The 24,681-nt window shown below is 71.9% G+C and carries 23 protein-coding genes; 7 read left to right on the top strand and 16 right to left on the bottom strand.

Annotated elements, in window-relative coordinates:
* Nucleotides 1-221: 221 nt before the first annotated feature.
* The 10 genes from B1759_RS07250 to B1759_RS07205 all read right to left on the bottom strand — a co-directional run bounded on the left by B1759_RS07250 (nt 222) and on the right by B1759_RS07205 (nt 9,652).
* A complete protein-coding gene (locus B1759_RS07250; RefSeq protein ID WP_095514346.1) occupies nt 222-1,205 on the bottom strand; it encodes a Rossmann-like and DUF2520 domain-containing protein in 984 nt (327 codons plus the stop codon).
* 69 nt (nt 1,206-1,274) lie between these two features.
* Nucleotides 1,275-2,060, bottom strand: a complete 786-nt coding sequence (amrB, locus tag B1759_RS07245; protein WP_095514345.1) for an AmmeMemoRadiSam system protein B — start codon at nt 2,058-2,060, stop codon at nt 1,275-1,277.
* Between the two features lie 347 nt (nt 2,061-2,407).
* Nucleotides 2,408-3,376: a ring-cleaving dioxygenase gene (locus B1759_RS07240; protein ID WP_095514344.1), complete on the bottom strand. Its 969-nt coding sequence runs from the start codon at nt 3,374-3,376 to the stop codon at nt 2,408-2,410.
* 105 nt (nt 3,377-3,481) lie between these two features.
* Nucleotides 3,482-4,972: an NAD(P)(+) transhydrogenase (Re/Si-specific) subunit beta gene (locus B1759_RS07235; RefSeq protein ID WP_095514343.1), complete on the bottom strand. Its 1,491-nt coding sequence runs from the start codon at nt 4,970-4,972 to the stop codon at nt 3,482-3,484.
* A 42-nt stretch (nt 4,973-5,014) separates the two neighbouring features.
* Nucleotides 5,015-5,308 carry an NAD(P) transhydrogenase subunit alpha gene (locus tag B1759_RS07230; RefSeq protein ID WP_095514342.1) on the bottom strand — a complete coding sequence of 98 codons (294 nt, stop codon included), beginning with the start codon at nt 5,306-5,308 and terminating at the stop codon, nt 5,015-5,017.
* 104 nt (nt 5,309-5,412) lie between these two features.
* A complete protein-coding gene (locus B1759_RS07225) occupies nt 5,413-6,555 on the bottom strand; it encodes a Re/Si-specific NAD(P)(+) transhydrogenase subunit alpha (protein WP_095514341.1) in 1,143 nt (380 codons plus the stop codon).
* 86 nt (nt 6,556-6,641) lie between these two features.
* Complete coding sequence (locus tag B1759_RS07220; RefSeq protein ID WP_095514340.1) at nt 6,642-7,613, bottom strand: SDR family oxidoreductase; 972 nt, start codon at nt 7,611-7,613, stop codon at nt 6,642-6,644.
* Between the two features lie 108 nt (nt 7,614-7,721).
* On the bottom strand, nt 7,722-8,111 hold the full coding sequence (locus B1759_RS07215; RefSeq protein WP_095514339.1) for a hypothetical protein: 390 nt from the start codon (nt 8,109-8,111) through the stop codon (nt 7,722-7,724).
* A 2-nt stretch (nt 8,112-8,113) separates the two neighbouring features.
* Entirely contained in the window at nt 8,114-8,935 is an 822-nt protein-coding gene (locus B1759_RS07210; protein ID WP_158225163.1) for a DUF2391 family protein, read from the bottom strand.
* A 174-nt stretch (nt 8,936-9,109) separates the two neighbouring features.
* Nucleotides 9,110-9,652 (bottom strand): hypothetical protein, encoded by a 543-nt coding sequence (locus B1759_RS07205; RefSeq protein WP_095514337.1) that lies wholly within the window; start codon nt 9,650-9,652, stop codon nt 9,110-9,112.
* 257 nt (nt 9,653-9,909) lie between these two features.
* Between B1759_RS07205 and B1759_RS07200 the strand changes: the two genes are divergently transcribed.
* A complete protein-coding gene (locus B1759_RS07200; RefSeq protein WP_095514336.1) occupies nt 9,910-10,521 on the top strand; it encodes a hypothetical protein in 612 nt (203 codons plus the stop codon).
* A gap of 97 nt (nt 10,522-10,618) precedes the next feature.
* On the opposite strand, the gene uvrB is transcribed toward B1759_RS07200, so the two are convergent.
* The gene (uvrB, locus tag B1759_RS07195) at nt 10,619-12,703 is read right to left on the bottom strand and encodes an excinuclease ABC subunit UvrB (protein WP_095514335.1); all 2,085 of its coding nucleotides are present in this window, start codon (nt 12,701-12,703) and stop codon (nt 10,619-10,621) included.
* Between the two features lie 194 nt (nt 12,704-12,897).
* On the opposite strand from uvrB, the gene B1759_RS07190 reads away from it, so the two are divergent.
* Genes B1759_RS07190 through B1759_RS07175 form a run of 4 tightly spaced genes read left to right on the top strand, consistent with a single transcriptional unit; the run spans nt 12,898 to nt 16,526 of the window.
* Nucleotides 12,898-13,329 carry a response regulator transcription factor gene (locus B1759_RS07190; RefSeq protein WP_158225162.1) on the top strand — a complete coding sequence of 144 codons (432 nt, stop codon included), beginning with the start codon at nt 12,898-12,900 and terminating at the stop codon, nt 13,327-13,329.
* Nucleotides 13,326-14,375 (top strand): HEAT repeat domain-containing protein, encoded by a 1,050-nt coding sequence (locus B1759_RS19230; protein ID WP_143537295.1) that lies wholly within the window; start codon nt 13,326-13,328, stop codon nt 14,373-14,375. Before B1759_RS07190 ends, B1759_RS19230 begins: the two co-directional genes overlap by 4 nt.
* The gene (locus B1759_RS07180) at nt 14,375-15,778 is read left to right on the top strand and encodes a glycosyltransferase (RefSeq protein WP_095514332.1); all 1,404 of its coding nucleotides are present in this window, start codon (nt 14,375-14,377) and stop codon (nt 15,776-15,778) included. Before B1759_RS19230 ends, B1759_RS07180 begins: the two co-directional genes overlap by 1 nt.
* Before the next feature lie 4 nt (nt 15,779-15,782).
* Nucleotides 15,783-16,526, top strand: a complete 744-nt coding sequence (locus B1759_RS07175; protein WP_095514331.1) for a YaiO family outer membrane beta-barrel protein — start codon at nt 15,783-15,785, stop codon at nt 16,524-16,526.
* A gap of 106 nt (nt 16,527-16,632) precedes the next feature.
* Here B1759_RS07175 and B1759_RS07170 read toward each other — a convergent pair whose 3' ends face one another.
* Nucleotides 16,633-17,733, bottom strand: a complete 1,101-nt coding sequence (locus B1759_RS07170; RefSeq protein ID WP_158225160.1) for a pectin acetylesterase-family hydrolase — start codon at nt 17,731-17,733, stop codon at nt 16,633-16,635.
* A gap of 210 nt (nt 17,734-17,943) precedes the next feature.
* On the opposite strand from B1759_RS07170, the gene B1759_RS07165 reads away from it, so the two are divergent.
* Nucleotides 17,944-19,674 carry an McrB family protein gene (locus B1759_RS07165; RefSeq protein ID WP_095515082.1) on the top strand — a complete coding sequence of 577 codons (1,731 nt, stop codon included), beginning with the start codon at nt 17,944-17,946 and terminating at the stop codon, nt 19,672-19,674.
* On the opposite strand, the gene B1759_RS07160 is transcribed toward B1759_RS07165, so the two are convergent.
* Nucleotides 19,671-20,285 carry a GNAT family N-acetyltransferase gene (locus tag B1759_RS07160; protein WP_095514329.1) on the bottom strand — a complete coding sequence of 205 codons (615 nt, stop codon included), beginning with the start codon at nt 20,283-20,285 and terminating at the stop codon, nt 19,671-19,673. The genes B1759_RS07165 and B1759_RS07160 overlap by 4 nt on opposite strands.
* 30 nt (nt 20,286-20,315) lie before the next feature.
* Between B1759_RS07160 and B1759_RS07155 the strand changes: the two genes are divergently transcribed.
* The gene (locus B1759_RS07155) at nt 20,316-21,902 is read left to right on the top strand and encodes a DUF2357 domain-containing protein (RefSeq protein WP_095514328.1); all 1,587 of its coding nucleotides are present in this window, start codon (nt 20,316-20,318) and stop codon (nt 21,900-21,902) included.
* On the opposite strand, the gene B1759_RS07150 is transcribed toward B1759_RS07155, so the two are convergent.
* The 3 genes from B1759_RS07150 to B1759_RS07140 form a co-directional block, all read right to left on the bottom strand.
* The gene (locus B1759_RS07150) at nt 21,880-22,824 is read right to left on the bottom strand and encodes a glycerophosphodiester phosphodiesterase family protein (RefSeq protein ID WP_095515081.1); all 945 of its coding nucleotides are present in this window, start codon (nt 22,822-22,824) and stop codon (nt 21,880-21,882) included. The genes B1759_RS07155 and B1759_RS07150 overlap by 23 nt on opposite strands.
* Nucleotides 22,824-23,246, bottom strand: a complete 423-nt coding sequence (locus B1759_RS07145; protein WP_095514327.1) for a SufE family protein — start codon at nt 23,244-23,246, stop codon at nt 22,824-22,826. The genes B1759_RS07150 and B1759_RS07145 overlap by 1 nt, the downstream gene beginning before the upstream one ends.
* Before the next feature lie 162 nt (nt 23,247-23,408).
* The gene (locus B1759_RS07140; protein ID WP_095514326.1) at nt 23,409-24,290 is read right to left on the bottom strand and encodes a sulfurtransferase; all 882 of its coding nucleotides are present in this window, start codon (nt 24,288-24,290) and stop codon (nt 23,409-23,411) included.
* Nucleotides 24,291-24,681 lie beyond the last annotated feature (391 nt).

The following is a 24,681-nucleotide window of genomic DNA, read 5'->3' as shown; positions in this document are numbered from 1 at the left end:
AAGATCAGTGTGCATACGGTGCGTGCGCCGGGCGAGCCGACGTTCAGCGATACAGCGCGAAGGCGCAAAGAACGGGACACATCGGCACATTCGGTCCCCACCTGAAGCGTTCCCGCGGAGGTTTTGCCGTCCCGCCGCCGTGCCTCCACCGTCCCTTCGTCGGGGCTCCGCATTGGCGATACGGATGGGTCGCGCGAGGTAGCGCTCTCGAAAACAGGCCTCTACGACGGCGTCCCGGCGCGTCCTGGCGCGGGCGGACGCGGGCCCTCCGGCGTCCTCGGCGCGGTGCCGGGGAGCGGCAGCGTCACCATGCGTTCCATGAGCGCGAGCACGTCCTCGGCGCGTCCCGGCGCCAGCGTTCCGGCGCGGACCGCGAGGCGGACCGTCTCGACGGACAGCGCGGCGTAGGCCGGGACGAGGTGCGGCAGGTCCTTGCGGAGCGCGAGCCCGTGGGCGCGCAGCGTCCCGATGTCGCCCCGGGCGACAGGGCCGGTGAGGGCTTCCTCGGGGGAGGTCGCGGTCAGGTTGTCGAGCGTGCCCTGGAGCAGCGGCGCGAGCGTCGCCATGGCCTCGCGGCGATCGACGCCGATCGACGCCAGCACCTCCTGCACCATGCCCATGAGGGTCACGAGCAGGTTGGACGCCATCGCGGCGGCGAGGTGGTAGCGCGGCTTGGCCTCGGCAGAGAGCACGAGGTAGCGCATCCCCAGCCCGACTGCCAGCTCGATGCCCGCGGCGACGCCCGGCGGCTCGCCCTCGACGCCCACGCTGACGCCCGCGAGCGTCGTCGCGTCGGCGTCCCGCGTGACGGTCTGGAGGGGGTGGAAGGAGAGCGTCCGCGCGCCCTCCTGGCGGAGCGGCTCCAGCAGCGAGGCCGTCTGCGCGCCCGACGTGTGGAGCACGACGGCGCCCTGCCACGAGCGCGGCGCGCCGGTCAGCGTGTCGGCGAGGTCCGCGATCTGGTCGTCCGGGACGGCGAGGATCACCAGGGGCACCCCGGGCACGTCGCCGAGGCGGTCGGAGGCGAACGGGGCGCCGAGCAGTTGCGCCAGGGCCTCGGCCGGACCGCGCCGTCGGCTGATGACGGCGGCGATGGGATAGCCGCTCTCCGCCAGCCGCAGCCCGAGCGCGCGCGCCATCGCTCCGGCGCCGATGAGGGCGACCGCGGGGCGCGGGGTCGGGAAGGCGGAGGCGAAGGTGTCCATAGGAGGCGAGAGCAGAGGGCGACAGGCGTGGGGAAAGCCGCGAGCCCTGACGGCTCACAGCTCACGCCTCTAGCCCTTCCAGAAGGCGACGGCGAGGCTGCCGGGGACGTCGCCATCGGGCGGCGTGAGGGCGAGGACGCGGGCGTGGGTCGCGCCGCGCGCCTTCGAGGCGATGAGGGTGGTGATGAGCGCGCCCATGCCTTCCACGCGGACCGTCTCGCTGCCGAGCAGGTGCATCAGCTCGCTCTCGTCGAAGCTCTCGATGGCCTCGCGGAAGCGGGCGATGGCGTCGTCGTCGCCGCCGAGCAGGTCGCAGGACCCGACCACCACGGCGCGCTTGCCGTACATCACCTCGCCGACGGCGCCGCCAAGCTCGCGGCAGAACGCCGGGCTCTCCTCGCCCATCACGATCGGGACGGCGTCGAAGTCGCCCGCGAGCGCGGCCTGGAGGAAGGGAAGCTGGACGTCGGCCCCCTCGGTGTGGTAGTGGCCGGTGTCGTCGAGGAAGATGTCGTCGTCCTCGTCGCAGAGCTCGTTGCGGAGGTGGTCGTTGACCGGCACCCCGCCGAGCGGTGTGTGGTACGTGTCCGTCTGGCAGATCGAGAGCCGCCCGAACTCGCCGTTGTGGCTCGGCGAGATCACGATCGCAGTGTCGAGCGAGGCGCCGCGGAGCAGCTGGTAGGCCGTCGCGGCCGTGGCCCCACCGGACGCCCGGTTGGAATCGGGGACGACGATGCCGATCAGCGCGTCGGCGTCGAGGTCGGCGGGGAGCTCGGCCTCGGCGAGGAGGGCGTCGAGGTGGGAGCGGAGCGGGGTCGGCTGCGAGGGGTAGACCGCGCGGGTGGCGAGACTCATCGGAAGAGGCGGCGTGTGGGAGGGGAGCGCGCCGGGCGACGAGCCCAGCCGCCGGACTACGCGCCAGGGGCGCGCGGGATGCCGGGGCGGGGAAGGTCGGGTCTGGAGGTGAGACACATCAAGGGGGGCGCGCGTCACTGTCTGATTCCGCCAGGACGAAGTGTTCGTCTCGGCCACGGCGGGGACGCCTGTCCGGCCTCTCTCCCAAACACGGTGCCAGACACGAAACCGGCGCCCGCTGGCTGCTCGGTGCCCTCGCCCACCTCGATGGCGAGAGGGGCGAGCCTGACCAGACGTGCCGCTACAGGTGCTGACCGCCGGACCCTGGGCGCCGACTCCTCACCCGATCACGCCTCCTCTCCGAGCGGCTTCAGGCCTGCGACGATCTCCGCGCGACGCCCCTCCAGGAACGGCGGCAGGGCGACCGTCTCGCCCAGCGTCGCCGCGTCCTCGTCGACCGCGAAGCCGGGGCCGTCGGTGGCGAGCTCGAACAGGACGCCGCCGGGCTCGCGGAAGTAGAGACTCCGGAAGTAGTAGCGGTCCACCGGCCCGCTCGACGGCACGCCGAACTGGCCGAGCCGGGCGGCCCACGCGTCGTACTGGTCGTCCGGGATGCGGAAGGCGACGTGGTGGACGGCGCCCGCACCCTGCCGCGCGGCGGGCAGGTCGGGCTGGACGGCCACGTGGAGCTCGGCGTGAGGCCCCGCCTCGGTGGCGTCGCCGCCCATCGCATAGACGTGGACCGTGTCCTCGGGCCGGTCCGGGTCGGCGTAGGTGCGGACGGGCGTCATGCCCAGGACCACGCGGAGCACGAGGTCGGTGTTCTCCAGGTCGGGCACGCTCATCGTGATCGGGCCCAGCCCGCGGATCTGGTGCTCGGCCGGGACCGGGCTCTGATCCCACGGCGTCGGCGCGTCACCCGTGCCGCCGTCGGCGACGAGCGCGAGGCGCTGGCCCTCGGCGTCCTCGAAGCGGAGCGTCGCCCGGCCGTCGATCTCAGCGACAGGCTCGGCGACGATGCCCGCCTCGGCGAGGCGGTCGGCCCAGAACGGCAGGCTGGCCTCGGCGACCCGCAGGCCGGTCCGCGTGACGGACCGCGTGCCCCGCTGCTCCCGCGGCACGGGCCAGTCGAAGAACGTCAGGTCGTGGCCCGGCGTGCCGACCGCGTCCGAGTAGAACAGGTGGTAGGCCGAGACGTCGTCCTGGTTGACGCTCCGCTTGACGAGGCGCATGCCCATCGTCTCGGTGTAGAACCGGTAGTTGGCCTGGATCGCAGCCGAAACCGCGGTGAGGTGATGGATGCCGTGCGGGGACATAAGAGCGGAGGCGAGGGAGGGGCTCACCACACGCCTCGTGCCGGGTTCCTCTCGTCGAGGCCGGGCGTGCGCAGAGAGGACGGCACGCCTCCCCCTCTCTCTGTGCTACGCCGCCTGCAGCGTCTTCAACTCACCGACGATGGCCTTCAGAGACGCCTTCGCGTCGCCGAACAGCATGGCCGTGTTGTCCTTGAAGAAGAGCGGGTTCTGGATGCCCGCGTAGCCCGTGCTCATGCTCCGCTTCATCACGATCACCTGCTGCGCCTCGTCCACGTTGAGGACCGGCATCCCGTAGATCGGGCTCCCCGGGTCGTCGCGGGCGCCCGGGTTGACTACGTCGTTGGCGCCGACCACCAGCACCACGTCGGTCTGTCCAAACTCCGGGTTGATGTCGTCCATCTCGACGAGCTGGTCGTAGGGCACGTTGGCCTCGGCCAGGAGCACGTTCATGTGGCCCGGCATCCGCCCCGCGACCGGGTGGATGGCGTAGCTCACCGCGACACCCTCCTTCTGGAGCAGGTCGGCCAGCTCGCGGGCCTCGTGCTGGGCCTGCGCGACGGCCAGCCCGTAGCCGGGGACGATCACCACCTTCTGCGCATAGGCCATCATCACGGCTGCGTCGTCGGGCGTCGTGGAGCGGACCGTCCGGTCCTCCTCGTCGCCGGACCCGCCCGAGGCGGATGCGGTCGCGCCGAAGCCGCCGAGCAGGACGTTGCCCAGCGACCGGTTCATGGCCTCGCACATGATCCGCGTCAGGATCAGGCCGCTCGCGCCGACGAGGGCGCCGGACACGATCAACGCGTAGTTGCCCAGCACGAAGCCCGTCGCGGCGGCGGCCAGCCCGGAGTACGCGTTCAAGAGCGCCACCACGACCGGCATGTCGGCCCCGCCGATGGGTGCCACCAGCAGCACGCCCAGCACCAGCGACAGCACCGCCAGCGCGCCGAGCGCGACGGCGAACCAGCCCACCGCCGGGTACACCGCCGCGGCCCACCCGGCCGCAGCGATCATCGCCAGCGTCGCCAGTCCGACCACGATCGAGGCGAGGCGGATGCCGGGGAACGCGCCCGGCCCGCGGCCGCGCAGCTTGGCGACGGCTACGAACGAGCCGGACAGCGTCACCGTCCCGATCAGCACCGAGGCGGCCACGATCAGGCCCGGGACGACGCCGAACGTCGAGGCCGCCTGGCCTGCCACATTCCCCGCCTCGGTGACCACGCGGCCGGGGTAGACCCCGATCTCGCCGGCCCACGTCGTCTCGGGCGTGAGCAGCCGGAGCGCCTCGGCACCCGCGACCAGCGCCGAGGCCGCGCCCCCGAAGCCGTTGAAGACGGCCACCAGCTCCGGCATCTCCGTCAGCGGCGTCCGCCGCGCCAGCCACACGCCGACCAGCCCGCCCACCGCCAGCCCGGCGATCAGCTCGACCGGGTTCAGGATCTGGGTCTCGAACAGCGCCGCCACGACGCCGACCAGCATGCCGGCCGCCGCCTGCCGGTTGCCCGCCCGCGCCGTCCGCGGCGAGCCCAGCTTCTTCAAGCCGAGGATGAACAGCGAGGCCGCGACGAGGTACGCGAGCGTGACGAGGGAGTCGGTCATCGGGGAGAGGCGTGAGCGGTGAGGCGTGAGGCGAGGCGTCTGCTACGACTCCTCCGACCCGCGCTCGCGCGGCTTGAACATCTCCAGCATCCGGTCGGTCACGAGGAAGCCGCCGACCACGTTGACGGTCGCCAGCACGAGCGCCGCCAGCCCGACCCACTTCGCCCAGGGGCTCTCCACGCCGCCCGCCACAACGAGCGCGCCGACGATGGTGATGCCGCTGATCGCGTTCGAGCCCGACATCAGCGGCGTGTGCAGCGTCGCGGGCACCTTGGAGATCACCTCGATCCCGACGAACGAGGCGAGCACGAAGACGACGAGGAAGGCGATGTCCATCGGAAGAGGGGGGCGTAGAGCGTAGGCCTGCTCTGGGAGAAGTCGGAGGCCCCACGCACGACGATGCGCGAACTGCGCGAGGCGTTGAGGGGCATCTGGCGCGTCTAGGGGGAGTCCGCCTCGGGCAGCAGCGAGAGCACGCGCGGGTGGACGACGACCCCGCCGTGCGTGACGACCGCCCCGGCCAGGATCTCATCTTCCAGGTCGACCCGGAACGCGCCGTCGTCAGTCATGAAGTCCAGCACGAGGGCGCCGACGGTGCGGCCGTACATGTCGCTGGCGTGGAGCGGCATCTCGGCGGCAAGGTCGAGCGGAGCGAGGATCGAGACCCCGCTCACCTCGGTGGTCTCGCCGGGGACCGTGGCCGCGCAGTTGCCGCCGTTGGGCGCCGCGAGGTCCACGATGACCGAGCCGGGCGGCATGGCCGCGACCGCGTCCTCGGTGAGCAGCAGCGGCGCCGGGCGGCCGGGGATGAGGGCCGTTGTGATGACCACGTCCACGCTCGCCACGAGGTCGGCGAGCTGGGCGCGCTGGCGGACGAGCTGGTCCTCGGTGAGCGCCTTCGCGTAGCCGCTCGCGTCCTCGGCGTCGCCCGCGCCCAGGTCCAACTCCACGAAGTCGGCGCCGACCGACTCGACCTGCTCGCGGGCCGCTGCCCGAACGTCGTAGGCGGAGGTCACCGCGCCCAGCCGCCGCGCCGTCGCGAGGGCCTGGAGCCCGGCCACGCCCGCGCCCAGCACCAGCACCTTCGCGGGGCGGACCGTCCCGGCGGCGGTCGTCAGCAGCGGGAAGAACTTGGGCAGCCGCTCGGCGGCCAGCAGCACGGCCCGGTACCCGGCGACGGTGCTCATCGCGGAGAGGGCGTCCATCTTCTGCGCCCGTGAGATGCGAGGCACCAACTCCATGGCGATGGCCGTGGCTCCACGCTCTGCGAGTGGTGCCAGCGCCTCAGGCGCGTCCAGCGGACGCAGCAGGCCCAGCACCACGGCGCCCTCGCGGACCTGCGCCACGTCCTCGGGCGGGAGGCCCTTCACCGTGGCCACCACGTCGGCGCCGAGGGCCTCGGTGCGGTCTCCGAGGCGGGCGCCCGCGGCTTCCATGGCGGCGTCTGAGACGAACGCCGTCGCGCCCGCGCCTCGCTCGACGACGACCTCGACCCCGGCCCGTGCGAGCCGCCGGATGGCGTCCGGCGTCAGGGCGACGCGGCGCTCGTCGGGCGCGGTCTCGCGGGGCACTCCGAGGGTCATGGCGGTACGGGGGGGGACGGCAGCGGGGACCGCCAGAATACCGCTGTCGGTTCACCCGTGCTTCACCATGTCGCGCGCTTCCAGTCTCAAAGCAGGGGCGCGATCAGGGCGTCCATCGTGCGGTCTGCCGCCTCGTCCACCACTCGCCGGCGCGGGTCGGCGTCGAACCAGGCGACCATCTCGGCGGCGCTCTCGGCCCACGTCGTCGGCGCCGCGAAGTCCGGGACGAGACGCTTCACGAGGGCGTTGTCGAACACGCGGCTGTGCGCCTTGTCGCCGAGCAGGCTGTCGCCCCAGTCGGCATCGACGGCTGCCACGCGGTCTGACGGGACGTGGACGATGCGCGCCTCGGCCCCGGCCGCCTCGGCGAGCGTGTGGGTGATGGCGTCCCACGTCAGCACCTCGTCCGATGTGATGTGGATGGCTCGGCCCAGCGCGCCCTCGTGCCCCAGCAGCCCGACGAAGCCGGTCGCGAAGTCTCGGTGGTTGGTCAGCGTCCACAGCGAGAGGCCGTCGCCGTGGACCAGCACCGGCGCGCCGCGCCGCATCCGGTCGATCACGGTGTAGCCACCACGGAACGGCATCGACCACGGCGCGACGGTGTGCGACGGGCGGACGACCGTGACGGGCATCCCGGCGTCGCGGGCCTCCCAGACGCGCGCCTCGCACGCGATCTTGGCCTGCGAGTACGCCCAGACGGGGTTGTCGAGCGGCGTCTCCTCGGTCACCGGCAGCGACCGGGGCGGCGTCTGGTACGCCGAGGCGGACGAGATGAACACGTATTGACCGGTTCGGCCGCGGAACAGGCGGAGGTCGTCCTCGACGTGCTCTGGCGCGAACGCGACCCAGTCGACGACGGCGTCGAACGTGCGGTCGCCGATCGCGGCGGCGACGGCTTCGGGATCGCGGGCGTCGGCGTGGAGGATCTCGGCCCGGTCGGGAGCACGGTGGTCGGCCCGGCCGCGCGTGACGAGGGTAAGCTGGTGGCCGCGGGCGACAGCCCGCGCCGCACACGCGGACGAGAGGGTGCCGGTGCCACCGAGGAAGAGGAGGGTCATGGAGACAGGAGGGCGGATGCCAAGTCTACCTGTGCTCCTGCTCGGTGCGGCGCCTCGGTCGTCCCAGCCCTCGGGGACTCGGGCAGCAGGCGAGCCGCGACGAGGTCCTCAGCGCGTTCGGTACGAGACGACCCGGGAGGTCAGCGGAGCCGCCAGCGGAGCCGACAGCCCGACCACGCCCTCGCGCGTCGAGCCTTGGGGGACGTACGTGAAGGTGACCTCGCCGCACGCGTCGGGACCGGAGCAGACCTCGATGACGGCCGCCTCTGCGACCTGGTCCCCCTCGTTGACGACCGTGAGCGGAATCAGCACGGTGCCGCGCTGCTCCTCGGGCGCGTCGAGGGTCACCACGAGGTCGGCGGGTTCGTCGGAGCCGACCACCAACTGGTAGACGAGGAACCCGAGCACGCCGACGACGATGACGAGGCCCAGGCCGAAGACGGCCCACTCGAGCGCGTTGCGATCCTTGCGCCCGTCGGGCTGGGAATCCGAGGACATGGTTAGAGAAGAAGCCGGCCCGCCGCGGCACCGAGTGTGCACGGGAAGCCGAGGTACACGACGAGGTCGAGTGCGGCGAGGCCACCCAGCCCCTCGAACTGGCCGGTCGACCACAGGAGGTAGGCCGAGACCGTGAGCGCCACCGCGTACGTCACGACGGCGTCGGCCGCGGCGTGTCCGGTGATCTCGCCCACGCGCCCCGAGCCGCGAAACTGCACGTAGCTGACGATGCCGAGCGCGAGGACGTACGACAGGAGCGCGGCCGCGAGGGCCGCCCAGCCCGGAGACTCGGAGCCGATCATGAGGATCTCCTCGGTCGGCGCCACGCTGGACCCGATGAGGAAGGCCCCCAGCACCGACAGCGCGAGGCCGTGGAGCATGCCTCCGTGGGATGCGTCCTCGTCCTCGTCGTCGTCCTCCGCGCCCAACTGCGCCGTCCCGACGGCCACGCCGATGGCCGTCACGCCGCCCGCCATCACGACGCGCTGGATCGCCTCTCGTCCGCCGATGCCGGACGGTAACTGCCCGGCCAGCTTGAGCGTGACGACGGTAATGAGGAAGCCGAGCGCGATCGCCTCGAAGGCCTCGAACACGTCGTGCCAGAGCGAGGCCCCGTCGTGGAGCCCGTCATAGTGGGAGTAGGCCGTCAGCAGCGCCAGCACGCCGAGGAACCGGACGAACACGATGTGGCTGGGCACGGTGTACCCCTGCCACCAGATCTCCATCGTGTACAGCGACGCCGAAGCGAACAGCAATCCGCCCGCCGTCGCACGCCCGTACTCCTTGAGCGTTTGCGGAATCGGGCGACGGGAGGACTCGGACACGAACGAGGTTGGGGAGGAGGCAGAGACTACCGCCCGAGGGGCTACGGGGGCTCCTGGCATGTCCTCGGTGGAGGGCCCGGTCGGGAGGCCGCGCCGTGTGCCGGTGGTCGGGGCCTCCTCGCCTGCCTGGTCCCGGCCGCGGCGGTCGCGCTCCGCGTGGCCCTGTCGCGCGGCTTACTCGGGCTCTGGACGCAGGTTCTCGTCGCGGAGCGGGAGCCCGTCGGCGAAGTCGAACGACCAGCGGCCGGGGCGGACGGTGAGCGGCTCCTCGGCTTCGATGGGCACGTGCGCCGGGACGTGGTACAGGTCCAGCACCATGACGGGCGGCGGGTCCTCCCCGGTCCGGATCGTCAGCGTGTAGCGGAGGAGGGCGAAGCCGCAGCGCGTCCACGTCCGGAGGTCGTCGCGGGGCCAGAAGAGACGGCCGTCGTGCGGGTCGCCGAGCGAGTCGATGGTGACGGAGAGGTGGGGATCGGCGGCGCGGAGGGCCTCGGGTGTCGGCCGGGCGCGAAGGTCGGGCGGCGCGGGGAACGCGTCGGCCTCGATGGCGAGCGCGGTCACGTCGTAGCGGGCCGCGCTGGCTGCCACCAGCGTGTCGACGCGGGTGCCGGTGTACGTGTGGGTGTGGACGCGGCGGAGCGGGATCGAGAGGACACCGCCGCAGGTCTGGGCGCCGACGGGAACGGCGAGCGCCAGGACGAGGAGCAACGCGCGCATGGGAGGGCCTGAAGGGGAGCCGGCAGTCTCGTCGTGGACCGGCCTGATTCGCCTCCCCCGCCTCGGGGAGTCGGCCGAGTGAGTCGCCGATGGGAGGCGGTCGTCTCGTGCGGGAACTCGCGATTCGTACCGACCTGGTGGTGCCCAAGTCATGGGGACTCGGGACGTTCATCCCATGCGGGTCTAGCCCGGGTCCGATACGTTGGCTGTGCGCCATCGGGCGTCGTCCCCTCTCTTCCTGCCCCTCCCTTCCTGCCATGAGAACACTCTCTCTCGCGTTCGCCGCCTCTCTTCTCGTGTTCGCCGGTTGCGACGCCTCCGGCCCCGACGGCTCTGTATCGGCCGTCGCGGATGCCAAAGAGATCGCCGGTGAGCTGACGCCCATCTTCGACACACCGAGTTCGCTTGGCGACTACTGCGTCGGCACGTACCTCGCCGACCCCTCCCCGGCTTCGAACTGGACGGTCCTCTCCGGTGCGGCCCTCATGAGTTCCTCCTCCGGAACCGTCACGATCGAGACGGATGGGGGCAACAGCAACCCGCTGGTCAGGTGGATCTCGTCAGGCAGCAACTACGACGACACCATCCCCCGGAACACGAGTCACTGTCTGACGCTGCAGGGCCCGACGCAGGTCGGCGAGTTCTGCAACGTCGAGTACTACGTCTCGAAGCCGGGCACGGTCTACCCGTACCCGTCCATCAACTGGGGTTTCGACCGGGACATCTACGTCAACGGCCCGGGCTCGTACGGCTACCCGCGGTCGCTGTCGCTGCTGACCGACGACACCTCGTTCACCATCACTGTGACGACTCCGGTTGGGACACTGACGAAGTCCGTCACCGTCTCGTCGCAGTACGGCTGCCCGTAGGCAGCGCGCGGTCCGGCCGAGTGGTCTCCGTCGGGTCGGAGACCGCCCGGCCCTCGGTCCGCCTCGGCGACACCGTCCGCAGGGGCGCCGAGGCGGGCTAGGCGGCCATCTCGGCCTCGATCTGGGCGATGGAGTCGCGCAGCTCGGCGGCCTTCTCGAACTCCAGGTTCTCCGCCGCAGCGTCCATCTCGCGCGTGAGCTGGGCGACGAGATCCTTCTTCTGGTCGTCGGTGAGGTACTTGACGACGGGGTCGGCGACCTTCGGGAGCTGGTCGGGGCCGGCGTAGTAGGTCGTCGCCTGCTTGGCGCGGCGCTCGTCCTGCTCCGCCTTGTGGTCCGCGATGGCCGTGCCGCTGCGGACCTCGGCGATGGACTTGGTGACGGTCGTCGGCGTGATGCCGTGCTCCTGGTTGTAGGCCGCCTGGATCTCGCGGCGGCGCTCGGTCTCCTCCATCATGCGCGCCATCGAGTCCGTCACGCGGTCGGCGTAGAGGACCACGATCGAGTCCGCGTTGCGGGCGGCGCGACCGGCGGTCTGGATGAGCGAGCGCTCGGAGCGCAGGAAGCCCTCCTTGTCGGCGTCGAGGATCGCGACGAGGTTGACCTCGGGCAGGTCGAGCCCCTCGCGGAGCAGGTTGATGCCGACCAGCACGTCGAACGCCCCGAGGCGCAGGTCGCGCAGGATGTCGACCCGCTCCAGCGCGTCGATGTCGGAGTGGAGGTAGCGCACCTTGACGCCGAAGCTGTCGAGGTAGTCGGTCAGGTCCTCGGCCATGCGCTTGGTGAGCGTCGTCACCAGCACGCGGCCGCCCGCCTTGACGCGGTCCCGAATCTCGCCCAGGAGGTCGTCGATCTGGCCCTCGACCGGGCGGACTTCCACCTGAGGATCGAGGATGCCGGTCGGGCGGATGATCTGCTCCACCACGACGCCGCCCGACTGCTCCAGCTCGTAGTCGGCGGGCGTGGCCGAGACGAACATCACGTTGTGGTGGAAGGTCTCGAACTCCTCGAACGTGAGCGGCCGGTTGTCCATCGCCGACGGCAGGCGGAAGCCGTGCTCGACGAGGTTCAGCTTGCGCGCCCGGTCGCCGTTGTACATCCCGCGGACCTGCGGGACGGTGACGTGGCTCTCGTCGATGACCATCTGCCAGTCGTCGCCGTGGTTCTTCTGGAAGTAGTCCAGCAGGCAGTATGGCCGCGTGCCGGGCTCGCGGCCGTCCATGTGGCGGCTGTAGTTCTCGATGCCCGAGCAGTAGCCGATCTCCTTGATCATCTCGATGTCGAACAGCGTCCGCTGCTCGATCCGCTGGGCGGCGATCAGGTTGCCCTCGTTGCGGAGGATCGCGAGCCGCCAGCGCAACTCCTCCTGGATGCCCTCGATGGCGCGGTCGACCTGGTCCTGCGGCGTCACGAAGTGCTTGGCCGGGTAAATGGTCAGCGTGTCCTGCTCCAGCGCTAGCTCGTCGCCGGTGACCGGGTTGATGCGTGCGATGCGCTCGACCTCGTCGCCCCAGAACACGACGCGGTAGGCCTCGTCCTCGAGGTAGGCCGGGAAGATCTCCACCACGTCGCCGCGGACGCGGAAGGTGCCGGGCGTGAAGTCGACGTCGTTGCGGTTGTAGAACACGTGGACCAGCTCCAGCAGCAGCTCGTCGCGGTCGCGCTCCTGGCCGGGCGTGATCTGGACGAGGCGCTTCTTGTACTCGTCCGGGTTGCCCAGGCCGTAGATGCACGACACCGACGCCACGATGATCACGTCCTTCCGGCCCGACACGAGCGCCGAGGTCGCCCGGAGCCGCAGCCGGTCGATCTCCTCGTTGATCGCCATGTCCTTCTCAATGTACGTGTCCGACGAGACGATGTAGGCCTCGGGCTGGTAGTAGTCGTAGTACGAGATGAAGAACTCGACGGCGTTGTCGGGGAAGAACTGCCGGAACTCGGCGTAGAGCTGGGCCGCGAGCGTCTTGTTGTGCGAGATCACCAGCGTCGGCTGCCCCACGTTGCGGACGACGTTGGCGACGGTAAACGTCTTGCCGGTGCCCGTCGCCCCGAGCAGCGTCTGGTAGGTGTCGCCGCGGAAGAGGCCTTCGGTCAACTCGCCGATGGCGCGCGGCTGGTCGCCCATGGGCCGGAAGCCGGTCGAGAGCGAGAACGGGGAGTTGATGCGCTGGATCTGGGCCATCAGAGGTGTCGCGGTGGGGCAGCCGGGGATGCTAGACCCGTCGGGTGACGACGGTGTGTCGCAGCCCACCCTGTACCGGGTGGCGCGCGGCGGGTTCGCCCGCCTCGGGCCTAGTGGGGAGACCCCCGAGGTGGAGACGGGCGCTTGAGGTGGCCCGCGCGAGGCCGATACCTCCGACCCACCTCTGTCCGTGTGTGTCTGATCCTGCAGCTTCGACGCTCGACTCGGTCGGCTGGATCTCGCGTCCGGCTGCGGCCCGCCCGCGGCGGGTCCGCCGCGCGCTCCTGGTGGACACCGACGAGCCGACGCTCGACGTGATCGGCCACCGGCTGACGCGCGCGGGCTTCTCGGTTGCCACGGAGCGGACGGGCCCGGATGCGCTCGTGGCGATCGCCCGGGAGGTGCCGGACGTGGTCGTGGCGGGCGCTCGCCTGCCGGGGCTCGACGGACTGGGCCTGTTCCAGCAACTCGAAGCGCGGCTGGACCTGCCGCCGCCCGTCGTGCTCGTGTTCTGGCCGGGCAACGGCGCCGCCATCGCCGAGGCGCTCGACGCGGGCGTGGCCGACGTGGTCGTGCGCCCGCTGTCGCTCGCCGAAGTCGTCGCGCGGATCGCGCGCCTGGCATGAGCGGCCTCGACGTGGAGGTCGGCTTGGTTCCGCTGCTGGGTGCTCTGCTGGCCGCGGCGGTCGCCGTGAACGTGCTGCTCGTGGCCGCGACGGTCGGGCTGCACGCGTGGGAGGCGCGCGTGGCAGCCCGCCGGGAGAGCCGGGCGCGGCGCTGGGTGCCCCGTCTGCTCGCCCTGCTCGACGGCGACCTCGCGCCCGAGGACTTCGCGGCCTCCGTGTGGCCCCACCAGCGGGCCGACATGCTCCGCTTTCTCGTGACCTACGCGGTGCGCCTGCGCGGCGCCGACCGGCGCCTGGTGGCCGAGGCCGCAGCGCCGCTGCTGCGTGTCGCGCGGCGCTACTCGATCTCGCGGTCGGCCGAGCTCCGGGTGCTGGGCGTCCACACGCTCGGTGTGCTCAGCGAGTGGCCTCCCCTCGTGACGCTGGGCGGCGCCCTCCGGGACCCGTCCCAGCGGGTCGTGCTGGCCGCGGCGACGGCGCTGGCCGAGGTGGGGGGGGCGGCGGCATGCCAGGTGGCGCTCACCGGCCTGTCGCGCTACGGCGGCGCCGAGGCGGCGACCGTGGCCTCGCTCCTGGCTCGGTTCGGGATTCACGGCGGCGCGCCCATCGCGGCGGCGCTCGTCCACCCGCGCACCGGCCCGCGGGCGCGGCTGATCGCGACCGAGGCGCTGCGGCGGCTGGGCTACGTCCCGGCGGCGGCGGCGGCGTGCGAACTGCTGGGACGAGAGCGCGTGCGGCCCGAGGTCCGCGCGTCGTTGCTGCGGTTCCTCGGAGAGGTCGGCGGCCCCGCCGAGGCGGCCGTGGTGCGGCCGTGGTGCGCCTCCCCGGAGGTCGCCCTCCGGCTCCCCGCGGTCGAGGCGCTCGGCCAGCTCCGCAGCGGTCCCGAGGACCTCGGCATTCTCCGGCGCGCGCAGGCCGACCCCGACGCCTGGGTCGCGCTCCGGGCCACCGAGGCGCTGGAGCGGTACGACCGTGCGCTCCTCGGGCCCTCCCCGGTTCGGCCGTGGCGCGCGCGCCCCACGATCGAGCCTACGCCCTATCTGTGATGCCCGCCTCCCTCCTCTGGATCGTTGACGCGGTCGTGCTGACGTACGTGGTGCTGGTGGTGGGCCACTACCTCATCGGGACCGGCATCGCGCTCGGGGCGCTCGTGCGACTCCGCCGACGGCTGTCGTCGTTCCACGTCGAGGAGGTGGCTGCCACGGCCGACATCCCGGCGATCACGCTGCTCGTGCCGATGTACAACGAGGGCGTGGTGGCGGTCGAGGCGACGCTCGCGCTGCTGGCCGTGGAGTACCCCGCCAAGGAAGTCCTCATCATCGACGACGGCTCCTCGGACGACACCGTGGCCCGCCTCGACGAGGCATTCGACCTGGTCGAGGCCGTACGGCCGCCGACCTCGGCGATCCCGCACGCGCCCGTCCAGCGGGTCTTCCGGAGCCGCGTGCAGCCTGAATTGTGGGTCCTCTCCAAGATCAACGGCGGCGGCAAGGCGGACGCCGTCAACGCGGGGCTGGCGTACTGCCGGACGCCGCTCTTCTGCATGCTCGACGGCGACAGCCTGCTCGCCCGCGACGCGCTGCTCCGCGCCGTCCGCCCCTTCCTGGACGACGCGCGGACCATCGTGGTGGGCGGCACGGTCGGCATCGTCAACGGGAGCCGGGTGCGCCACGGGCAGGTCGCCGAGGTGCGGATGCCGACCAACTGGCTGGCTCGCTTCCAGGCGCTCGAGTACCTGCGCGCCTTCGTCGCCTCGCGGACGGCGTGGGACCACCTGAACGCGCTGCCTATCGTGTCCGGCGCGTTCGGCCTGTTCCGGCTGGAGCCCGTCGTCGCCCTCGGCGGCCTGGACCACACGACGGTGGGGGAGGACATGGAACTGGTGCTCCACCTCCATCAGCACTTTCGCGAGACCGGCCAGCCGTACCGCGTGGCCTACGCCCCCGACGCGATCTCGTGGACCGAGTGCCCGGAGGACCGGGCCGTCCTGGGGCGGCAGCGCGACCGCTGGCATCGGGGGCTGGCGCAGATCCTGTGGCGCCACCGGAAGATGTTCTTCAACCCGCGCTACGGCCGCGTGGGGATGCTCGCGTTCCCGGTGTACGTGCTCGTGGAGCTGCTCGGGCCGGTGGTCGAGGCGTTGGGTTACGTGGTGCTCGCGGTGCTGGTGGCGCTGGGCCTGGTGAATGGGCCCGTGGCGGTGCTGCTGCTGGCGCTCGCGGTGGCCCTCGGCGTAGCCCAGTCGATCGCGTCGGTGGCGCTGGAGCAGCTCGCGTTCCGCCGCTACACGCGCCTCCGCGACATCGCGCTGCTCCTGGGGCTCGCCGTGCTCGAAAACATCGGCTACCGGCAAATGACCGTCTACTGGCGGATCCGCGGCCTGGTGAGCTACTTCCGCAAGACCCAGTCCTGGGGCGTGATGACGCGCACCGGCTTCCAGACCTCCTGATCCCATGTGGCGCGTGCTCCTGCTCCTGGTCGCGATCTCGCCCGCCTCGGCCCAGTCGTGGGGAGGGGGCGCGACCGTCGAGGCGGAGGCCGTCGGCGACCGCGGGACGTGGGTCACCTCGACCGTGCGCGTCGGCGGCCGTGCGGGCGACCTGGGCGGGGGCGTCGTCGAGGCGGGCGCGGTGGATCGGTTCGGGGCGACGGCGCCGTTCGTCGGGGCGGATCTCTACCCCGACCTCGGGCGCGGGGTCTCGGGCAACGTCCGTGGGCGCTGGGCGCCCGGCTCCGAGGTGACGGCGCAGACCGACCTCGCGGCGTCGCTCTCGGTGGCCCTGGGGGGCGGCTGGGTGGCGTCGGTCGGGGCGCGGCGCATGGCCTTCGCCGACCAGGCGGTGGTGATCGCGACGGGTGGGGCGGAGGTCTACCGCGGGGCCTGGCTGCTGCGCGGCGAGGCGGCGATCGTGCCTGGCCAGCCAGGCGTGCCGGTCTCGGCGCGGGTCGTCGCCCGGCGCTTCGGCGACACCGGCGGCGGTGCGTTCGGGTCGTTCTGGGAGGTCTCCGCCGGACGCGGCCAGGAGGTCCGCGTCGAGGCCGAGGGCCAGTCCTCGGTACGTGACGCGTGGTCCGTCGGCGCGCGCGCGCAGCGCCCACTGGTGGGCCGCCTCGGCGGCGCGCTCGGCGTCGGCTACACGGCCGACGGCGACCTCTCCCGGAGCCACGCCGAGGCGGGCGTGTTCGTCCGCTGGTAGACCCGTAGGGCCACCCGCCTCGGGGAGCGCGCCGCAGGGCCTGGAACGCACCGCGCCCCGCCCCACCGAGGCGGAGCGGGGCGCGAGGGCCATCACGAGAGACGTGCTAGCGGGCTGCCAGCGGGGCGCGGACGGCCACGGCCGGGTCCACGTTCGTCGGCGAGCCGTCCAGGATGCCCGCGAGCCAGGCATCGTACGCGACGCCCGCCGAGGTGCCCGCGTAGCGGTTCGGGACGAGCAGGAACGTGTGCTCGCCGCCCGTGGCGAAGTAGGTGCCCCAGTCGCTCGGGATCTGGCTGCGCACGTCGCGCAGGCCCGCTGCGTACTCGTCGTCCGTGATCGGGTCGCCCGGCGCCTGGCCGAAGCCGAAGAACTGCTGGATGACGTCGTCGCCGAGGTAGCTGGAGAGGCCGAACGTCGCGTTCGGGTAGGTGGAGGCGTAGTAGGCGTAGATGCCCGGCAGGCCGTCCGTCTGAAACAGCTGGGGAGCCGTCGGGAGCGTCGCCGGGAGGTTGTAGAGCGCCGTCACGCTGCTGGCCAGTTGCGGGCTGAAGACGTTGTCCTGGAAGAACACCGGGCCGGAGTCGTCGACGAGGTAGAGGTCGGAGCCGGTGAACGCGTCGGCCACCTCGCCGAAGTTGAGGAGCGTCCCGAAGCCGCCCGCGCTGGATCCGGTCAGGAGCACCTTCCCGGGCGTGTCCAACTCGTCCGCCAGGAGGGCGACGGCGCGCTGGACGTTCTGGTGCCCGACGAACTGCTGCACGCCGATTTCCTCGCCGAGGAGCGAGCTGTTGGGGAAGCTGCCGCCGTGGAGGTCGCCCGTGCAGTACGGCACGTAGACCATGTTGTAGTCGCCGACGGGGTTGCCGGCGGCCGTGCTGAACAGGCCGTTGTTGCCCACCGCCGCCGCGCGGGCGTTGAACTCCGCCTCGCCGAACGTCTTGGGGTTGGTGGCGCAGGTGGCTCCGTTGAAGCACGCCCCGCCGCCCTCGAGGTAGATGGCGAGGTCGGTGGCGCCGTCCTGAAGGCGGACGCCAATGCCCGTCGAGGAGCCGTCGCGGCACTGCGAGCCCGCCACGTCGATCCAGGTCCACTGGCCGAGGTTGGCCTCGGCACCGGCGAGGAGACCGTCCTCGCCGGACGAGTCGCAGGCAGAGACGGTGAGTGCGAGCGTCGCGAGGACGACGAGCGAGCGAAGTCGGGTCATAATGGAGAGTCGGTGGGACGATGGAAGCGGTTTCGAATCTAGGCGCCGGGCGAACAGTGCTAAGAGAAAATGCGGGGGCTTCGCCTGGGGCACGAGCGTGCGTCCGGAACGCGATCTCACGCGTCGCATACGCGGCAGACCACGGCCGCGCATCGTCGCTAGCCTGTAGGCTCCGCGTGCAGCCGGTCGCTGCCCCTCTTCGTGTTCCGCATGGCCTACTGGCTCTGGTCTCTCTCTCCCGATGTGTTCCCCGCTGCGGTTCGCGCGGGGACGCTTGCGCTGCGGCAGCAGGGGCGGCGGCGACTGGCGGAGGTGCGCGCGGGAGACCGGATCATCGTGTACCTCTCGGGCCATCAGGCGTTCGCCGGACTGTTCGAGGCCGTCGGCGTGCCGTTCGAGGACGCGACCGTGCTGGCGCCGGGACGCCACCTGCCGCACCGGCTCCGCGTCCGTCCGGTCGCCGTGCTCCCTGAGGAGTTGTGGATCGCCCGCGACCGCGCCGCGGCCGACCTGCGGGTGCTCGACGAGTACCCCGACGTGCCGCCCGAGGCACGCTTTCGGCGGGTCGTCCAGCAGGTGCTCCACCCGCTGCCCGTGCTCGACGGCAAGGTGCTGGAGTTCGTCGTCCAGGCCCGCCTCGGAGCCGATCCTGACGCCCTCATGGCGGCCGTCGAGGCGGTCCGTGATGCGCGGCGACAGGCAGATGAGCAGGCGGAGCAGATGGAGCCTGGAGTAGTGCTCCCGACCCCTGAGGTGGCCGAGCCAGCGGTCGGGTATGTGGCGCCGACGGGGTTCGACCGGGCGACGGCGATGGCGTCTCTCGTCGACGCGGTGGCTGCGCGCGGCTTTCGGTTCGAGCCCTGGGAGATCGCAGCCTACGTGACCGCACTCCGCACCAAGCCGTTCGTCCTCCTGGCAGGCGTGACGGGCGTCGGCAAGAGCCGCCTGCCCTCGCTTGTCGCGGACGCGACGGGAGGCGTCGCGACGGTGCTCCCCGTCCGCCCGGACTGGACCGACCCGTCGGAGACGATGGGCTACACGGACCTCTCTGGGCGCTTTCGTCCCGGCGCGGTGCTGCGCGCAGCGAGCGATGCGGCCGAGCACACCGACCGTTTCCGGACGCTCGTGCTCGACGAGATGAACCTGGGGCGTCCGGAGCACTACCTCGCCGAGGTCTTGAGCCGGATCGAGTCTCGTGCTCCCGCGCCAGGCGGGTACGAGAGCTCCCCACTGCTGTCGGAGTCGCTCGCCGCGGCGGACGCGCAGTGGCAGGCGGTCCGGTTGCCGCCCTCGCTCGGCATCGTCGGGACGGTCAACGTGGACGAGAGCGCGCACGCGTTCAGCCGGAAGGTGCTGGACCGGGCCTTCGTGCTGGAACTGGCCGCCCGAGACCTCGGCGACTGGGGGCCCGGACCTGCGGACGCCGTGGCACCCCTCCCCTGGCCCGTGGAGGCCTGGTCCCCACGGGCCGTCCGCCTGGGTGAATCGTTGGACCTCACGCCGACCGAACGCACAGGGATGGAGCGGGTGATCGCCGCGGTCGCCGAGGCGGACGCCCTCCTGGCCCCGTCGGGCATGGGCGTCGGGTATCGCGCGCGGGACGAGGCGGCTCTGTTCGTGCTCCATGCCAGCGAGACGCCCGCCGCCTTCCGGGCTGCGTCGGGGGACTCCGTCGACCCCGCGGACCTCGCGCTGCTGATGAAGCTCGTGCCTCGGATCGACGGCGCACGCGGACCGGCTCGCGACGCCACGTATGCCCTGCTCGGGTGGGCCGTGGACGGCCGCCCGATGGATGCGCGCGCGGCCCGGGTCTCCGTCGACGCTTGGGCGGCGGACGGGCGCCCCGACGTCCTCGGCAGTCGCTTCCCCCGAACGGCGGCGCGCCTCGCCCGCATCGCAGAGGGGGCTCTGGCCGATGGCGTCGCGTCGTTCTGGGCCTAGCCCTTCCTCTCGGACGCGCGCATCTCGGCCCGGATTCTCTCCATCGTGTCCACGAACGCGGCGGCCGAGTCGCTGACAGACGGATCCACGGGAAGCGGGAGGTCGAGCGTCTCTTCCTCGGCCGACCCGATGGCGACGGCTCCGAGGCGCCGGAGCCAGCGGAGCATCCGGTCGTTGTCTTGCGCCACGACGCCACGGAGCGTCTCCACGCCCACCGACGGCGCGACCACGGCCAGGACGGCGAGGAGCAACTGCCCGACGCCGTGCCCCTGGGCCGAGTCGAGCACAGTCAGCGAGAACTCGGCCACCGTGTCGAGGCCCTCGGTCTTCCCGAGGCGGATGAACCGGCCAACGCCGAAGCCCGGTAGCGCGGGGTCGGTGAGGTCGAGCGCGCCCCATGCGACGTGGTCGTGACCGTCGACCTCGGTGAGGTAGGAGAGGTGGGCCTCGCTCAGGTTCGACACGGACCCGAGAAAACGTAGCCGCCGCGAGGCCGTGGACAGGGCGTCGAAGCCTGTGGCGAGCCGGTCGCGGTCGGCGGGCTCGATGGGGCGAAGGGCCACGGGGCGGCCGTCACGGAGCGTCAGCCGGAGAACGGGCGGGTCGGGCACGGCAGGGGAGGGCGTGCGGTAGCATACGATGTGCAGACGCTGTTCACGATCCAGACCCCCCGCCTCCGCCTGACATGGAGCGCGCGCCCTTCGTCGCGGCCGGGGGCGTCGCCTCTGACTGTCGTCTCCCTGGGGGCAGACCCCGTCCACGTGGACGCCGAGGCGGTTTGGCTGGAGGAGGAGACGACCAGTCTCGTCCTCGTGCAGAGCCTCTGCGAGGAAGCCGTCACGCTCGTCCACCGCGACCCCGTCGTGACGGCGAGCCTCGCCTCGGCCGACGGCGGGCGTGTGCTCCACGGTCCGGTTCGGACCGGCTCGCAGGCGGGCCGGATGCGGTTCGAGGTGTGGCTCGGGAGCAAGCCAACCGTGGCGTTCGACATTGGCGTGCTCCCGGTAAAGATGTCGACCTCCGAGGTGGAGTCGATGCGTGACGACGTGGAGCGGTTCGCAGCCGGCCTGTCAGCATCTGCGCTCCGTCCTGCGACGGTCGACCTCACGACCGAGGTGGGGGAAACCGCACCGCCATTCTGGCTCGCGGCGCTTCGGGAGGCTACCGAGGCGCTGGTCGGTGCCGTCCGCGAGATCGATCGCCGGCCGACGCTCGACACGACTCGAAGCGTCTCGATCCAGCCAGCAGGGCAGATTCGGCGTCCGTCGTCGGAGACACGTCGCGTCGCCTTGCGTACGGGGATGGAGGTCGAGCGACTTCCGGCGAGGCCCCCTCGCCTGACCGCGGACACGCCGGCACACCGATGGCTGGCGGCCCGCCTCGACGACGTGGTCAGCCGGCTGGAGACACTGGCTCGGGAGGAGGGAGCACGGCGGCCGACGCTCCGCAGGGCGGCTCTCGTCCGAGACCTCTCCCTGCATCGGGATCGACTACGAGCGCTGCGCTCCACAGGAGTCCTCGCAGGTGACCTGGGGCGTGCTCCGAGCGTTCCGCCGCTCGTGCTCCGGCGGGCTCCGGCCTACGCCCAGGCCTTCGAGGCGCTCCAGTCCCTCGACCGCGGGGTTGCCCTTCGCGACGGCGCCCTCGATGTGTCGATGCAGGACCTCGCGGTGTTGTACGAGACGTGGGCTGCGCTCGCCGTCGTAAGGTCCGTCGCCGACGTGCTCGGGTGCCCCGTGCCGGAGCGGCCGTTCGGCATCGACACGGTCGGGGCGGATGTCCGATTGAGACAAGGGCGTCAGCATGGGGTCCGCCTCGCCGCAGGACATACCGAGGTGGAGGTCGTCTACAGTCCGCGTTTCCCGGCGCCGCCCGCGCTGCTGGCCCAGCGCCCCGACCTGCTTCTCACCGTCCGCACCGGCGACAGGACCCGGCGGGTGGTGCTGGATGCGAAGTACCGCCGCGACGACTCGGCCGGGTACCGGCGTCGGTACGGCGCGGCGGGGCCGCCGGAAGACGCCCTCGGCGTGCTGCACCGTTACCGCGACGCCATCGTGCAGGGGCCGCCCATCCTCCAGGCCGCCGCGCTCTTTCCCGGCGTGCCGGACGCGGCCTTCCTGCGCAGTCGTCTCTGGACCAGCCTTGCCGACCTCGGCGTCGGAGCGATCCCCCTCGCGCCCGGCGCCGAAGAGGCCCTGTCGACGTTTATCGCCGGGCTCGTCGGATGAGGGCGGCGTTCCGCGTGGCCAGCGCAGCCATCGGGACCACGTCCGTCGCGATCACGTCGGCGCCCGCGGCGAGGATCGCGTCGTAGGGCGCCGGGGACGCCGTGGTGCGGGCCGCCTCGTCGATGGCGCCGAACGCTCCAGCCTGGGCGCGGATGCCCGCCGCGTGGAGCCGCGCCACGACCTCCGGATCCGGCACGCCGACGCCGGTCCAGGCGACGACGCGGCTCAGGTCGAGGCCCGAGGCGAGCAGGGCGTCCACGTCGGCCAGGGTCTCGGCCGTCGCCGAGACGACGAGGTCCGGCGCGAGGGCGACCAGCCGCCGGTGGTCGGCGAGGGAGTACGTGATGACCGCGGCGCGGTCGGCAGCGTCCGCCTGGCGGAGCGCGGCGACGAGCGTCTCGTACGGCACGTCGGGCTTGACGTCGAGCATGAGGACGGCGCGGCCGTCGGCCCAGGCGAGCGCCTCGGCGAGGGTCGGGACGCGGAACGCGGTGACCACCGTATCGGCGAGGAGGCGGAGGCGGCGGATCTCGGCGAACGTCGTCGCGTCGACGCGCCCGGTGCCGGTGGTGGTGCGGTCCAGCGTCTCGTCATGCATGAGGACGAGCACGCCGTCGGCGGTGCGGCGCACGTCCGCCTCGATGAGCGCGGGGGCGTGGTTGAGCGCGTACTCGAACGTTTCGAGGGCGTTCTCGGGGAGGCCTGGCACCGGCCCGCCGCGGTGTGCGCTGACGAGGAGCGGGGCGTCCTCGGTCCACCGAAGTCTGGCCGCCAGGTCGTCGGCGGAGGTCGCGTCGCGGTAGTGGATCGACGAGACCGGGACGGCGACGCGGTCGGCGGGGCGCTCGCCGAGGCCGACGGGGCGGGAGGAGCCGCACCCGGCGAGGACGAGGAGCGCCGCGAAGAGGGAGAGTCGAGTCATCAGGTAGCAGCCTGGGCGACGCCGTACTTGAGGCGGGCCAGCACGCCGGCGAATCCGCGCTGGCGCTGGGGGCCCAGCAGGGCGTCCACGCCGAGGTGGCGGAGGAGGTCGTCGGGGATGGCCGCCACGTCGGCGGGCGTCGCGCCCTCGTACGCCTCCATCAGAATGCCGACGAGCGCGCGTTGGGTCGGCGCGTGGCCCGGGATGTCGGCGTGGAGGTGGACGACGCCGTCCTCGACCTCGGGGAAGAAGTAGACCTCCGCCTGGCACTCGTGGACGCGCCCGAGCCCGGCCTCGCGGGCCGCGCGGTACCGGTCGGGCAGAGGCGGGAACTGGCGAGCGTGCTCGAGCAGCAGCTCGACCTGGAGGTCGCGGGGGACGGAGGCCAGTTCGTCGGCGATCTCCTGGAGGCGGGCGTTCACGGAGTTCGGAGTTCGGAGTTCGGAGTTCGGAGCTCGGAGTTCGGAGTTCGGAGTTCGGAGTTCGGAGTTCGGAGTTCGGAGTTCGGAGTTCGGAGTTCAACGGCGCGGCGCGCAGGGTTCCGCGCCGACGGTTCGGGGCGCGGCGGGTTCGCCCCTGGCCGTTCAGTCCCCGATCCCGCCGTCGTCCTCCGGCACGCCCTTCTCGACCGGCACGCCGACCAGGTTGCCCCACTCCGTCCACGAGCCATCGTAGTTGCGGACGTGCTTGAAGCCGAGCAGGTACGTCAGCACGAACCACGTGTGGCTGGAGCGCTCCCCGATGCGGCAGTAGGCGACCGTCTCGTCCTTCGGGTCGAGGCTCTGCTCGTCGAGGTAGATCGCCGCCAGCTCGTCGCGTGACTTGAAGGTGCCGTCGGCGTTGGCCGCTCGGCTCCAGGGCACGTTGAGCGCGCCCGGGATGTGCCCCGCGCGCAGCGCCGACTCCGACTGGGGGTTGCCGGGCGCGTGCGAGATCTCGCCGATGAACTCCTGGGGGCTCCGCACGTCCACCATCGCGCCGCCCGCTTTCATGTGGCGCAGCACGTCGTCGCGGAAGGCGCGGATGGAGGTGTCCGGGTGGGAGGCCGTGTAGTCGGTGCTCTCGTACTGGGGGCGGGTCGTGGTCATCGTCCGTCCCTCCGCCTCCCACTTGGCCCGGCCGCCGTCCATGACGCGGCAGTCCTCGTGTCCGAACATCTTGAAGGTCCAGAAGGCATAGGTGGCCCACCAGTTGGCCTTGTCGCCGTAGAACACGAGCGTGGTGTCCGGGCGGATGCCGAGGCGGGAGCACAGGGACTCGAACTGCTTTTGGCTGATGTAGTCGCGAACGTCGGCGTCCTGGAGGTCCGTCTGCCAGTCCACGTGGACCGCATTGTGGAGGTGGCCGGTGGCGTAGAGGAGGACGTCCTCGTTCGACTCGATCACGCGGACGTTCGCGGTGTCGGCGAGGTGCTTGGCGACCCAGTCGGTAGAGACGAGAACCTCGGGGTGGGCGTGTTCGGACATGGTGCGTGGGGGAGAGGGAGCGAAGGTACCCGGCTGCAGCGCCGCCGATCCGCCGCAGCCTGTTCTGGGCGCGGTAACGCTTCCATACAGGATCGTATGCACGCGCGGGCTCTTCACGAGGCCTTTTCGAAGCCGGCTGCATCGTGCCCTGAAGGCTCTCAGGGGACTCTCGAGGCGTATTGCTCGGGATCGACCCGGTGCAAACGTGGGGGGACGCCCCGGTGCCTTGACACGGTTTTCAGGCGCCGGGTATATTCGCCCTGTCGCTTAACACGTCCTTTACCGAACGCCCACCCGCTCAGGTTGATACTGTCCTCCCCTACTCAGGACCAGCCGAGCGTGCGTGGGCACGTCAGGGCGAAGCGCGACCGCGGGGTCGCACAGGCCGTTC

The organism is Rubrivirga sp. SAORIC476, assembly GCF_002283555.1.
Taxonomy (GTDB): domain Bacteria; phylum Bacteroidota; class Rhodothermia; order Rhodothermales; family Rubricoccaceae; genus Rubrivirga.
The sequence above is the reverse complement of the archived record's forward strand: the minus strand, read 5'-3'. Positions and strand labels throughout refer to the sequence as shown.

Coding starts and splice junctions, on each gene's coding strand:
- B1759_RS07230 (WP_095514342.1), bottom strand. CDS start 5,308: ATGGACATCGCCTTCCTCGTCGTCTTCGTGCTCGCCTCGTTCGTCGGG.
- B1759_RS19230 (WP_143537295.1), top strand. CDS start 13,326: ATGAGCGGCCTCGACGTGGAGGTCGGCTTGGTTCCGCTGCTGGGTGCT.
- B1759_RS07235 (WP_095514343.1), bottom strand. CDS start 4,972: ATGACCGACTCCCTCGTCACGCTCGCGTACCTCGTCGCGGCCTCGCTG.
- B1759_RS07165 (WP_095515082.1), top strand. CDS start 17,944: ATGGCCTACTGGCTCTGGTCTCTCTCTCCCGATGTGTTCCCCGCTGCG.
- B1759_RS07175 (WP_095514331.1), top strand. CDS start 15,783: ATGTGGCGCGTGCTCCTGCTCCTGGTCGCGATCTCGCCCGCCTCGGCC.
- B1759_RS07150 (WP_095515081.1), bottom strand. CDS start 22,824: ATGACTCGACTCTCCCTCTTCGCGGCGCTCCTCGTCCTCGCCGGGTGC.
- B1759_RS07170 (WP_158225160.1), bottom strand. CDS start 17,733: ATGACCCGACTTCGCTCGCTCGTCGTCCTCGCGACGCTCGCACTCACC.
- B1759_RS07240 (WP_095514344.1), bottom strand. CDS start 3,376: ATGTCCCCGCACGGCATCCATCACCTCACCGCGGTTTCGGCTGCGATC.
- B1759_RS07180 (WP_095514332.1), top strand. CDS start 14,375: ATGCCCGCCTCCCTCCTCTGGATCGTTGACGCGGTCGTGCTGACGTAC.
- B1759_RS07225 (WP_095514341.1), bottom strand. CDS start 6,555: ATGACCCTCGGAGTGCCCCGCGAGACCGCGCCCGACGAGCGCCGCGTC.
- uvrB (WP_095514335.1), bottom strand. CDS start 12,703: ATGGCCCAGATCCAGCGCATCAACTCCCCGTTCTCGCTCTCGACCGGC.
- amrB (WP_095514345.1), bottom strand. CDS start 2,060: ATGAGTCTCGCCACCCGCGCGGTCTACCCCTCGCAGCCGACCCCGCTC.
- B1759_RS07250 (WP_095514346.1), bottom strand. CDS start 1,205: ATGGACACCTTCGCCTCCGCCTTCCCGACCCCGCGCCCCGCGGTCGCC.
- B1759_RS07200 (WP_095514336.1), top strand. CDS start 9,910: ATGAGAACACTCTCTCTCGCGTTCGCCGCCTCTCTTCTCGTGTTCGCC.
- B1759_RS07220 (WP_095514340.1), bottom strand. CDS start 7,613: ATGACCCTCCTCTTCCTCGGTGGCACCGGCACCCTCTCGTCCGCGTGT.
- B1759_RS07215 (WP_095514339.1), bottom strand. CDS start 8,111: ATGTCCTCGGATTCCCAGCCCGACGGGCGCAAGGATCGCAACGCGCTC.
- B1759_RS07140 (WP_095514326.1), bottom strand. CDS start 24,290: ATGTCCGAACACGCCCACCCCGAGGTTCTCGTCTCTACCGACTGGGTC.
- B1759_RS07205 (WP_095514337.1), bottom strand. CDS start 9,652: ATGCGCGCGTTGCTCCTCGTCCTGGCGCTCGCCGTTCCCGTCGGCGCC.